General features: G+C 62.7%; 7 protein-coding genes. All 7 read right to left on the bottom strand.

Annotation, left to right across the window (positions count from 1 at the left end; all coding sequences use genetic code 11):
• Positions 1-9 precede the first annotated feature (9 nt).
• The gene (locus J2Y56_RS00145; RefSeq protein WP_310347727.1) at positions 10-2,646 is read right to left on the bottom strand and encodes an excinuclease ABC subunit UvrA; all 2,637 of its coding nucleotides are present in this window, start codon (positions 2,644-2,646) and stop codon (positions 10-12) included.
• Between the two features lie 76 nt (positions 2,647-2,722).
• Positions 2,723-4,834: an ATP-binding protein gene (locus tag J2Y56_RS00140; RefSeq protein ID WP_310347725.1), complete on the bottom strand. Its 2,112-nt coding sequence runs from the start codon at positions 4,832-4,834 to the stop codon at positions 2,723-2,725.
• Positions 4,835-5,204: 370 nt separating this feature from the next.
• The gene (locus J2Y56_RS00135) at positions 5,205-8,303 is read right to left on the bottom strand and encodes an error-prone DNA polymerase (protein ID WP_162131648.1); all 3,099 of its coding nucleotides are present in this window, start codon (positions 8,301-8,303) and stop codon (positions 5,205-5,207) included.
• Positions 8,279-9,694 carry a DNA polymerase Y family protein gene (locus J2Y56_RS00130; protein ID WP_007946471.1) on the bottom strand — a complete coding sequence of 472 codons (1,416 nt, stop codon included), beginning with the start codon at positions 9,692-9,694 and terminating at the stop codon, positions 8,279-8,281. Before J2Y56_RS00130 ends, J2Y56_RS00135 begins: the two co-directional genes overlap by 25 nt.
• A gap of 7 nt (positions 9,695-9,701) precedes the next feature.
• Positions 9,702-10,319: a translesion DNA synthesis-associated protein ImuA gene (gene imuA, locus J2Y56_RS00125; protein WP_007946470.1), complete on the bottom strand. Its 618-nt coding sequence runs from the start codon at positions 10,317-10,319 to the stop codon at positions 9,702-9,704.
• Positions 10,319-10,936 carry a transcriptional repressor LexA gene (gene lexA / locus J2Y56_RS00120; RefSeq protein WP_007946469.1) on the bottom strand — a complete coding sequence of 206 codons (618 nt, stop codon included), beginning with the start codon at positions 10,934-10,936 and terminating at the stop codon, positions 10,319-10,321. The genes imuA and lexA overlap by 1 nt, the downstream gene beginning before the upstream one ends.
• A 183-nt stretch (positions 10,937-11,119) precedes the next feature.
• A complete protein-coding gene (locus J2Y56_RS00115) occupies positions 11,120-12,052 on the bottom strand; it encodes a LysR family transcriptional regulator (RefSeq protein WP_007946468.1) in 933 nt (310 codons plus the stop codon).
• Between the last annotated feature and the right edge of the window lie 86 nt (positions 12,053-12,138).

The raw sequence follows: 12,138 nt of genomic DNA, 5'->3' as shown, positions 1-12,138 counted from the left end.
AACAACACATCAAGCCCTGCCAAGCACCCGGGCCAAAAACGGCGCAGTCCGGCTCTTTTTGCTTTTGGCCACTGTCTGCGGCGTGCCGGCTACAACGATTTTCCCACCCTGATCCCCCGCCCCCGGTCCGATGTCGATCACCCAGTCACTCTGTGCCACCACGCGCATTTCATGCTCGACCACGATCACCGTGTGCCCCGCCACCACCAGCGTATTCAACTGCTCCAGCAAGCGGTCGACGTCTCGTGGATGCAAACCGGTTGTGGGCTCATCAAGCACATACAACGTCGCGCCACGCTGGTTACGTTGCAACTCCGTCGCCAGTTTGATGCGCTGCGCTTCACCGCCGGACAACTCGGTCGCCGGTTGCCCCAGGCGCAAATACCCCAGACCGATGTCGCGCAGCACCTCCAGCGAGCGGCGAATGCCCGGTTGCTCGGCGAACACCTCGACCGCTTCATCCACCGTCAGCCCCAGCACTTGGGCGATGTTCAACCCTTGCCAGCTGATCGCCAGCGTCTCGGGGTTGTAGCGCGCACCATGGCACGTCGGGCATGGCGCGTAGACACTGGGCATAAACAACAACTCGACGCTGACAAAGCCTTCACCTTCGCAGGTCGGGCAACGGCCCTTGGCGACGTTGAACGAGAATTGCCCGGCGTCGTAGCCTTCGGCCTGAGCCTCGGGCGTGGCGGCGTACAGCTTGCGCACGTTGTCGAACAGCCCGGTGTAGGTCGCCAGATTGGAACGTGGCGTGCGGCCGATGGGTTTCTGATCGACCTGCACCAGGCGCTTGATCGAGGCCAGCCCGGCCGTAACCTGACCGCCGCTGACTTGCGGCGCATCGTCCTCAAGACTCGACGCTTCGGTTTCGCTATCGCTGGCGGCCCGCCCCAAATGGGCACCGACCAACTCCAGCAGCGCCTGACTGACCAGGCTCGATTTGCCGGAACCGGACACCCCGGTCACGGCGGTGAAACAGCCCAGCGGAAACTCAACGCTGAGATTGTTCAGGTTGTTGCGGCTGATGCCCTCCAGGCGCAACCAGTCGGTAGCCTTGCGACAGGCGCGCGGTTCGGTGACGGTTTCGGCGAACAGATAGGCGCGGGTCTGCGAGTTCGTCACCTCGGACAATCCTGCCGGCACACCGCTGTAGAGAATCTGTCCACCGTTCTCACCTGCCGCCGGGCCGACGTCGATCAACCAGTCGGCGCGGCGCATGGTTTCCAGATCATGCTCAACCACAAACAGCGTATTGCCAGCGGCCTTCAGGCGTTGCAGCGCTTCAAACAACGCTTCACCGTCCGCCGGGTGCAGGCCGGCTGAGGGCTCATCCAGGACGTAGATCACGCCGAACAGTTGCGAGCCTAATTGTGTCGCCAGCCGCAGTCGTTGCAACTCGCCAGATGACAGCGTCGGCGTGCTGCGTTCCAGCGCCAGGTATCCGAGGCCCAAGTCGGTCAGGGTGCTGACCCGTTCCAGCAAGTCCTGGGCGATCCGTTGCGCGGCCAGGCGTTTTTCCACCGACAGATTGGGCGTGTGGCGCACGTCCGGTGCGTTGGCATGACCGCTGGCACCGTGGGCAACTCGCGCGTCGCGGGCCTCGCGGGTTTGCTGGTGGGTCAACACGTCACCCGCCTCTTCGGCCTGCTCAAGGTAACTGTGCGCCGCCACGGGTTTCAGCACGGCGGCCACTTGTAGCAGTGGCATCTGCGATAACTCACCGATGTCATAGCCCGCAAACGTCACCGACAATGCCTCGCGTTTAAGCCGTTTTCCATCACATAACGGGCAAGGACTGCCGAGCATGAATTGCGAAACGCGCTTCTTCATCAGCGCACTTTGCGAGTGGGTGAAGGTGTGCAGGATGTAGCGTCGGGCGCCGGTGAAGGTGCCCTGATAGCTGGGTTCCAGCTTGCGTTTGAGCGCAACCCTGGTTTCTTCCGGCGTGAGCCCGGCGTACACCGGCACCGTCGGTGTCTCTTCGGTGAAAAGAATCCAGTCGCGCTGTTTTTTCGGCAGATCGCGCCAGGGTTTATCGACGTCGTAACCCATGGTCACGAGGATGTCGCGCAGGTTCTGTCCCTGCCAGGCCGTGGGCCAGGAAGCGACCGCTCGCTGGCGGATGGTCAGGATCGGATCGGGCACCATCAGCGCTTCGGTGACATCGTAAACCCGCCCCAACCCATGACACTCCGGGCACGCGCCTTGTGGGGTGTTGGGTGAGAAGTCTTCGGCATACAACATCGCCTGTCCCGGCGGGTAGCTGCCGGCCCGGGAGTACAGCATGCGGATCAGGCTCGACAACGTCGTTACGCTGCCCACCGAAGAGCGGGTGCTCGGCGTGCCACGCTGTTGCTGCAAAGCCACGGCCGGCGGCAGGCCTTCGATGGAGTCGACATCCGGTACACCGACCTGATCGATCAGCCGTCGCGCATAAGGCGCCACGGATTCGAAATAGCGGCGTTGCGCTTCGGCATAGAGCGTCGAGAACGCCAGCGACGACTTGCCCGAACCCGAGACACCGGTGAACACCACCAGCGCATCGCGCGGTATGTCGATATCGATGTTCTTGAGGTTGTGCTCCCGGGCGCCGCGCACCCTGACCATGCCGGAGGGAGGGTTGGATGTGTGCTTTGGGGGCATCGGGAAACCTTAAAGAAATAACTGAATAAACACCGCCCCATCGGAAGACAGCTGAACTCCCACATTTCGATCTGCGTTAACCGTTCAGGACTGTGCGAACCATTCGGGTGAGTGCTTCAGGATCGTAGGGTTTGCTCAGTAAATAGGTGTCGGAGCTGAGTTGGTGATTGCGCGAGATAATGTCACGGGTGTGGCCCGAGGTGAACAACACAGCCACTGGGGGAATTTGCACTTTGGCCCATGCCGCCAGGTCAGCACTTTTGATCAAGCCGGGCATGACCACGTCAGTAAAAATCAGGTCTACCTGCGTGCCCTCCAGCAACATCTGCATCGCTTGGTCTCCATTGGCCGCCGTCAGGATTTGATAGCCTTCTTCACGCAGCAACTCCACTGCCGAGGTGCGAACCGCTTCGTTGTCTTCGACCACCAGAATGGTTTCATGACCACCGTGCAGCTGTGCAACTTGCTGAGTGGCTTCACTGGGCGCCGGCCGCAGACTACGGGGAAAGTACAACTGAACCCGAGTACCCTGTCCCTCGGTGCTGGAAATCTCGATGTGCCCGCCGCTCTGTTTGACGAAACCGAACACCATGCTCAACCCCAGCCCCGTGCCCTGGCCGTCGGCCTTGGTGGTGAAGAACGGTTCGAAGGCTTGCGCGAGCACCTGTGGCGGCATGCCGATACCAGTGTCCGCCACCGTGACGCAGACGTAGTCGCCGGCCACGATGCCCTTGCCTGCACAAAACTTCTGATCCAGGACGACGTGTTCGGCACTCAAACCGATGGTCCCCTCACCTTTCATGGCATCACGGGCATTGATCGCCAGGTTGAGAATGGTGTTTTCCAATTGATTGCGGTCCACGAAGATGTGCCAGGCATCATCCGGGGCGTTTACCTTGATCTGGAGTGTTTCACCCAGCGCCCGCTGCAATATTTCCGCCAGACCTTCGAAGACCTGTTTTGGATTACAGACGGCTGGCGACAATGGCTGGCGACGGGCGAAGGCGAGCAATTGCGAAGACAATTTGGCGCCACGTTCGACTGCGGCAATCGATGCGTTGACCCGGCGCTGCACGTTGGCGTTATCCGGTTCGTGCCGCGCCAGCAAGTGCAGGTTGCCGGCGATCACCTGTAACAGGTTATTGAAGTCGTGGGCCACGCCACCAGTGAGGCCGCCGATGGCTTCGAGCTTCTGTGACTGGCGCAGTTGTTCTTCAGCTGCCAACCGCGCTTCGACTTCATCGGCGACGCGCTGCTCCAAGTTGCGTGTGAACCTGAGTAAGGATTCTTCGGCAGACTTGCGTTCATGGATGTCGATCAATACGCCGGGAAAACGGAACGGTTCGCGCTGCTGGTTAAACTCGCAACAGCCGCTCGCCAGCACCCATAGATAACCGCCATCCGGGCGCAGCACGCGATACTCCGCATTAAAGGCTTCTCCGGTTTCGACCGATTGACTGACCTGTTCCTGCACCCAATTGAGGTCGTCGGGGTGGATTCTGGTTTCGGTGACGTCCGGGGGCAGGTCGGCCAGATCCTGATCTGCGGGAAAAGAGAAGGTGCGGGCAAAGCGCTCGTCGCCGGAGAGCTTGTTGGCTTTGATGTCCCAGACGAATGAGCCGAGCAAGGCTCCGGCATTGAGTGCCAGGCGCACCCGTTCGTTGTCGGCGCGATAGGCGTCTTCGGCTGCCTGGCGGCGACGTTCGGAAATGACATGTTCCGTGGTCTCGACCACCATCGCCATGACCCCGGCCGGCTTGCCGTCATCATCGGCCACCGGGCTGTAATAGAGGTCCAGCCAGACGTCTTCGGGAATTCCGTCACGCAGAAGCACCAGCTCTTTATTGCGATAGGACAAGGTGCCACCCGCCAGGCAGGTATCGACCACATTGCGATTGAATTCGGCGACTTCCGGCCAGCCCATTTCCACCGGGACGCCCAACAGGTAAGGATGGCGGCCACCGGCAAATTTGGAGTAGGCATCGTTGTAGATCATGTACCCGGCGCGCCCCCACAGCATCACCATCGGCAGTGGCGAGGCGAGCATCAACTGCACCGAGCTGCACAGGCTCGCGGGCCAGGTGTCGAGGCTGCCAAGTTCGGTCTGGCACCAGTCGAACGTACGAATACGCCCGGCCATTTCACCGGTCCAGCCGGCACACCCGTGGCTTTCATCTAAAAACTGCATCGACTGGCTCTGAGTCCCTGTAAATGAACTGACCTGGAGGATCGCGACGACTTGAGAACGGCGTGGACCCGTTTGTTTCGAGCGCCGCCGACGTCAATGGTTTCATAGAGGTTAGCTGATTCTCAACCGGCAGATTTTTGTTGCTCACTCTCCGCGTAGATACCGTCTTGAACCTCACCGGGCAATCGCGTTTTGTCAGGCAAATCCCAGACGCAGCCTCGCGTTGCTCGTCAGCTGCTACAGGGTGGGTGGTGGGGATTTGTAGCAGCTGTCGAGCAACGCGAGGCTGCGTCTGCTTTCTACCTGAAAGAACTCAATTGCCGGGTTTGCGACGGCTGCGCTGCGGTCGGCAATAGCCCGTCGACACAGGTCAGCGGAAATCCCGGCTGCGTACGCTGATGCCGTCGAGCAATGCACTCAGGTCGCTCAAGCGTCCGGCAATCAGGTGGCGAACTTCGCCTTCCTTTTCCCAGCGGCCATCGACCTTGAGCAATTGCGAGCCGACCAGCACCTGGCGTTGCCTTTCCGCCAAGTCGCGCCAGACCACCACGTTGACGTTGCCGAACTCGTCTTCCAGGGTCACGAAGGTCACGCCACTGGCGGTGCCCGGACGTTGCCGCCCCGTCACCAACCCCGCGACGCTGACCGGGCGCCCGTGTTCGATCGCCATCAGTTCTTGCGAACTGCGACAACGCCGGGCTTTCAATTCACCGCGCAACAACGCCAGCGGATGCGGGCCGAGGGTGGTGCCGATGCTGGCGTAATCGGCTTGCAGGTCTTCGCCGACTGTGGGTTTGGGCAACGCCACGACGTCCTCTTCCTGACGCGGCAGGCCGGCAAATAAACCAAGTTGCTTTTGCACCCCCGCCACCTCCCAGCGCGCCCGATGCCGGTCACCGGCCAAACCCCGCAGCGCGCCGGCATCGGCCAGTTGCTCTTGGGCACGGGCGTCGAGGCGCGCACGTTCGCCGAGGTCGGCGATGTCGACAAACACCCCACGCGCGCGCGCCGCTTCGATGCGCCGGGCATCGTCTTCGCGAAAGCCCTTGATCATCCGCAACCCCATGCGAATCGCCGGTTGTGCACCGGTCATCGGCTCCAGGCTGCAATCCCAGTCACTGGCACGTACATCCACCGGACGAATCTGCAAATGATGCCGGCGCGCGTCCTGGAGAATCTGGTCCGGACTGTAGAAACCCATCGGCCAGCTGTTGATCAGCGCACAGGCGAAGGCCGCCGGTTCGTGGCATTTGAGCCAGCAACTGGCGTAGGTCAACAAGGCGAAACTGGCGGCGTGGGACTCGGGAAACCCGTAGCTGCCGAAACCTTTGATCTGCTCGAAGAGCTGCGCGGCGAACTCGGCCGTATAGCCGTTTTTCTTCATCCCGGCGGCTAGTCGGTCCTTGTGCGGTTCCAGCCCGCCGTGGCGTTTCCAGGCCGCCATGGAACGGCGCAACTGATCGGCCTCGCCGGGGCTGTAGTCGGCGGCGACGATGGCGATCTGCATCACTTGTTCCTGGAACAGCGGCACGCCGAGGGTGCGCTTGAGCACCTCCCTCAATTCTTCGGAGGGGTAACTTTCGAGTTCTTCCTTGTTTCGTCGCCGCAGATACGGATGGACCATACCGCCCTGGATAGGACCGGGGCGAACGATGGCCACCTCGATCACCAGATCATAAAATTTGCGAGGCTTGAGCCGGGGCAACATCGACATCTGTGCCCGGGATTCGATCTGGAACACGCCGATGGTGTCGGCACGGCCAATCATGTCGTAGGTGGCCGGATCTTCGGACGGGATCGTCGCCAGACTCAGGTCAAGGCCTCGGTGGCGGCGCAGCAGGTCGAAACAACGGCGGATCGCGCTGAGCATGCCCAGTGCCAGAATATCCACTTTGAGCAACCCGACTGCGTCGAGATCGTCCTTGTCCCACTGAATGATCGTACGCTCGGCCATGGCAGCGTTTTCCACCGGCACCAGGCTGTCCAGAGGCTGCTCGGAAATCACGAAGCCACCGGGGTGCTGGGACAGGTGCCGGGGAAAACCGATCAGCTGTTGCGTCAGGCTCAAGACCCGGCGCAGCACCGGGCTTTCGGGATCGAACCCGCCTTCCAGCAAACGCTCCACGGGCGGCGTGGCATCACTCCAGTGGCCGCAGCAATCGGCCAGGGCGTTGATCTGATCTGGCGGCAACCCCAACGCCTTGGCCACGTCACGCACCGCGCCGGCGGCGTGATAGGTGCTGACCACCGCCGTCAACGCCGCGCGCCTGCGGCCATAGCGCTGAAAGATGTACTGCAAGACTTCTTCGCGACGTTCGTGCTCGAAGTCCACATCAATGTCCGGCGGCTCGTTGCGCTCCTTGGAAAGAAAGCGCTCAAACAGCATGTTCATCCGGTCCGGGTCGATCTCGGTGATGCCCAAGGCGAAACACACCGCCGAATTGGCCGCCGAGCCCCGGCCCTGACAGAGAATTTTCTCGCGTCGGGCGAAGGCGACGATGTCCTGAACAGTCAGGAAATAGCTTTCGTAGCCCAGCTCGGCGATCAGCCCCAGCTCCTTGTTGATCAGCCCGCGTACCTTCTCGCTCGCCCCTTGGGGCCAGCGCTCGCGAATGCCGCGCTCGGTCAATTCGCGCAACCAGGAATCGGCGCTGTGGCCTTGCGGCACCAACTCCCGTGGATACTGATAACGCAGCTGCCCAAGGTCGAAGGTGCAACGCCGGGCGATGGCCAACGTTTCATCGAGCAAGGCTGGCGGGTAGATCGATTGCAAAACCTCCAGGCTGCGCACATGCCGCTCGCCATTGGGATGAAGGCGCAGCCCGGCTTCGGCCACCGGCAGGTGATGACGGATGGCCGTCATGGTGTCCTGCAAGGCGCGCCGGCCACGGGTGTGCATGTGCACATCGCCGCTGGCCACCGCTGGGATGCGCAGTTCCCTCGCAAGGGTCAGCAACGCGTCCAGGCGCCGGGTATCGTCCTGGCCGCGATGCAACTGGACGCTCAGCCACAGGCGTTCGGTGAAAGTCTGTTGCAGCCAGTGGCCCTGTTCGAAGTCATCGACAGCGTCCGGTGCCCACAACACCAGCAGCCCCGGCATCGGCTCGCTGAAATCTTCGCGCAGCACCTGATATTGGCCTTTTTGCGTACGGCGCCGCGCCCGGGTAATCAGCCGGCACAGGGTCTGGTAACCCTCCAGGTTCTCCACCAGCAGCACCAGTTTCGGACCGTTCTCGATGCGGATTTCGCTGCCGATGATCAGCGGCAGCTCCACCGCCTTGGCCGCTTGCCAGGCGCGGACGATACCGGCCAGGGTGCATTCATCGGTGATCGCCAGCGCCTGATAACCGTGCTTTTTCGCCCGTTGAAAGAGTTCGAGGGCGCTGGAGGCGCCACGCTGGAAACTGAAGTTCGACAGGCAGTGCAATTCGGCATAGTCGATGCTCATGCGAACCAGCCCTGCAGCCACAGCGGACCGCCCTCACCCACCGCCCGATAGGCCCAGCCCTGTTGGCCGGAACGGGTTTCGATCAGGTAGTAATCGCGGCGCACGTCGGCGCCGTCCCACCAGCCGGACTCGATGCGCTCCGGGCCCATGAGGATGCGCGTCGAGCCTTCGTGGATCGCCTGCGGTTCCGTCAGCAACCAGCCCGGACGCTGCACACCCGGCAACCCCGCGCAGAGTTGACTGTCGACCCGTGCCTGCCACGCGCATTCGGGCCGGTGATCGGCCTGAAAGCGCAAGCCGTGCACCGCCTCATCACCGAGCCGCGCGCGCAAGCGTTCGCGCAGTTGCTCCCAGGGCAAGGATTGCTGCGGGCGGTCATCGAACAGTTCCTGATACTGCGGGACGAAGCTCGGCAAGTCTTCGGCACACAGCCGAAAACCGCGCACCGGGGCTTCGACCTGAACCTGTTCCAGTCGCCCCCGGGCCAGTTCGAAGAGCATGGCCGGATCGCGTTCGGCGCTGAGCAGGCCGACCTTGATCACCGAGTCCGGCAAGCCGGCATGCTCCAGGTGCAGGTCAAACCGCTGCACGCCGCTGTCCCGACCACAGAGAAAGGCCGACAGGTCGCCGGTCAGCCGGCGCAGCGGAAACAGCAGCGCCTGATGGGACTGCACGTCGAAGTTGAGTTCGATGCGCACGTCGAAACGGTCCGGCGGCAGGTAGAACGCCAAGGCCAGTCGCCGCGCCCCCGTCAACGCGTCCAGATGCTTGAGCACCTGGGCTTCGAAACGCCGGGCCAGGCTCTGTCGCGGCAGCGCCTGCACCTGGTTCAAGGTGCGCAAGCCCATGCGCGACAACGCCGTGGCCACCACGGGTTCCAGGGCGATCCGGTCGACGGGCAACTGCCCGAGATGGTGCTGCAAGGCGTCGTTGTCCGGCACCACCAGCCCGTCATACACGTTGGCCAGCACCCGCGCGGCCACCGGGTTGGGGGCTGCGACGATCCGATGGCGAAAACCCAGCTCGCCGAGTTCGGCGCGTAACCGTGCTTCAAACGTCGGCCACGGCCCGAACAAGCCCAGGCTGGATTCGATTTCAAACACCACGGCACGCGGGTAATGCACGCTGACCTGAGAGCTGAAGCGATAAGCCCATGCGGCGAGGAACTGCTGCCAGTGCTCGATCTCGGCGGCGTCGTATTCGGCCGTGGCAAAGCCTTTGCTCAAGGCCTGCGCGGCGGTCATCGACTGGCCCGGCCGCAGGCCCAGCGCCCGCGCCGACGCGTTGACCGCTTGCAACACCCGGCGCTGCGCCGGACCGGTCAGCAGTGCCAGCGGCTCATCAGGATCGGGGCGCTGACGCAGCACCGCGTCCAGCGCCAATTGCGGGAAGAGAATACAGACCCAGCGCATGGCAACCTCAATGCCCCACGGGGAAGGCAATCGGCGCCGAGCGCGCCAGCCCGCCCCGGCACTTGAGCACGCGCAATTGCGCAGGCCTGGCGTCGATGGCGATGCGCAGGGCGGCGGGTGAAGGGTTGACCGCTTCATGGATAGAACGGTAGGCGAACGCCAGGGTCGAGCCGGTTTCCGCCGCCACCTGCAAGCGCCGTAACGCCCGGTCATCGGCCTTGTGCGGCCAGCACAGCACCGCACCGCAACTGCCGGAACGCAAGCATTGTTCAGCCGCCCACAAGGCATCCCGTTCACTGGCCTGGATGATCGACAACTGGCGCAGATCGACCCCGGCGTTCTGCCACGCCTGGGGATATGGCACGTAAGGGGGCGCCACCAGCACGATGCGTTCACCCGCCGCCGACAACCGCGCCAGCGCCGGCCACACCAGTTGCAGCTCTCCGACGCCCTGCCCGGCCAGAAGGATTTCGGTCAGCGCAGCTTCCGGCCAGCCACCGGTGGGCAACGCCGCGTCCAGCGCGGCATGCCCGGTGGGTTGCGGGCTGACGGCCGGGGGCGCAGGCCGTCCCTTCCAGACCTGGCCGCCATTGAACAGCGTATCCAGCGCAACGACGGCGCCCATCACCCTTGCCTCACCAGGCCGCAGAACACCCCTTCGATGGCGAGGTCCTGGTCGGGTTGCACGATGATCGGCTGATACGCCGGGTTGCGCGGCAACAGGCGAACCGTGTCGCCGGTGCGCTCGAAGCGCTTGATGGTGACTTCGCCGTCGAGCCGCGCCACGACGATCTGGCCATTGACTGCTTCCGGATTGCGCCGCACACCCACCAGATCGCCGTCGAGAATGCCGTCCCCGATCATCGAGTCACCCTGAACCCGCAGCATGTAATCCGGCACCCGCGAAAAGATTGCCGGGTCGAGCATCAAACGGCTGTGCACCTCGGCATCGGCGCCGATTGGCGCACCGGCCGCGACCCGGCCGAGCACCGGGATGTCCAGCCATTCGGGGCGCGCCGGTTGCCCGAGTAGACGAATGCCACGGGCCTGATGCGGGTTGACCTCGATAAAACCGGCTTCGGTCAGCGCCAGCACATGCTTGCGCGCCACGCTGCGGGAGGCGAAACCGAACGCCTCGCTGATTTCAGCAAGGCTCGGGGACTGACCGTGCTCCGCGATTCGATCGCGGATAAAGGTCAGGATGGCAGTACGGCGGGGAGTTAAAGTCGTCATGGAGTACATTTGTACTCTTTTGGCATTTCCCTGACAAGGAATTGTAGGCGTCGTGTAGGAACTCTGCGTAGGAGCTGCGTAGGAGCCAAGCAGCTGTCGAGTGAAACGAGGCTGCGATTTTGTCTGTAAAAATCGCAGCCTCGTTTCACTCGACAGCTGCTACAGGGGCCGGGCCAGTGTGTAAACGAAGACTCAACTGCCGTCGTCTTCGCTCAAGCCACGAGCCGTCAGAAACCCTGCGATGTAATCGATAAACGCCAGCACCTTCGCGGTCGCCCGCCGATGGCTCGGGTACACCGCCAGAATGTGCGGGCCAAAGCTGTCCGGGTCGATGTCGTAGTCAGCCATCACCTGCACCAGCCGGCCATCGGCGATGTACGGCGCGGCGCTCCACAACGGCGTGTGCAGCAAACCGCGCCCGGCCAGCGCGTTGGCCAGCAACAAGTCGTAGTTGTCGCTGCGCAGTCGCGGATTTTGCGGCTGTGGCAGGCTCAGGCGTTGCCCGTCGCGCTCGACCCACCAGAATTCGCGGCTGAGCAACGGATGGCGGTACAGCAGCCACTCATGGTCATCGAGGGTGTGCGGGGTGACGGCCACTGTTTTACGCGCCAGATAGGCCGGGCTGCCACACAGAGCCAGGCGATTGCTACCGACGACGCGGGCAATCAACCCCGGCAAATCGTCATGGCCTTCGCGCAGGGCCAGGTCGTAGCCGCTTTCCAGCAGATTGACGAACTCATCGCACAGGTCCACCTGCAGATTGATCTGCGGGTATTGCTCCAGAAAACCGCCACACACCTGATCGAGAAATGCCTGCCCATAGGCCAGCGGCGCAGTGATTTTCAGGTTGCCGCGCAGGCCATGCTGCAACTGCTCGATTTCCTCGCCGGCCTCCTCCAGCCGCTGCAACACCTGGCGTGCGGTTTCCAGATAGAGCCGCCCGGATTCGGTCAGCAAGATCCGCCGGGTGCTGCGCTCAAACAAGCGCGCGCCGAGTTCGGCTTCCAGGTGGTTGACCGCTTTGGTCAGGGCCGATGGGGTCTTGCCCAGTTGCTCGGCGGCGCGGCTGAAACTGCCGAGTTGCGCCGTGACCACGAACATTTTCAACGCACCCAACTTGTCCATACTTTTTCCATTCCGGCAAAAACGTTTTTCGTGAGGAAGGCGTTCTGCTGCGCACCAGCAGCCACTAATCTGGCCATCAGACGCAA

This window comes from Pseudomonas sp. BE134 (genome assembly GCF_031456105.1).
Lineage (GTDB): Bacteria > Pseudomonadota > Gammaproteobacteria > Pseudomonadales > Pseudomonadaceae > Aquipseudomonas.
Note: the sequence above shows the minus strand (reverse complement) of the source record. Positions and strands in the feature narration are given on the sequence as shown.

What these genes read in the sequence shown, in the direction of transcription:
- J2Y56_RS00145 (WP_310347727.1), bottom strand. Translation starts at nt 2,646, where the DNA reads ATGCCCCCAAAGCACACATCCAACCCTCCCTCCGGCATGGTCAGGGTG.
- J2Y56_RS00140 (WP_310347725.1), bottom strand. Translation starts at nt 4,834, where the DNA reads ATGCAGTTTTTAGATGAAAGCCACGGGTGTGCCGGCTGGACCGGTGAA.
- J2Y56_RS00130 (WP_007946471.1), bottom strand. Translation starts at nt 9,694, where the DNA reads ATGCGCTGGGTCTGTATTCTCTTCCCGCAATTGGCGCTGGACGCGGTG.
- imuA (WP_007946470.1), bottom strand. Translation starts at nt 10,319, where the DNA reads ATGGGCGCCGTCGTTGCGCTGGATACGCTGTTCAATGGCGGCCAGGTC.
- lexA (WP_007946469.1), bottom strand. Translation starts at nt 10,936, where the DNA reads ATGTACTCCATGACGACTTTAACTCCCCGCCGTACTGCCATCCTGACC.
- J2Y56_RS00115 (WP_007946468.1), bottom strand. Translation starts at nt 12,052, where the DNA reads ATGGACAAGTTGGGTGCGTTGAAAATGTTCGTGGTCACGGCGCAACTC.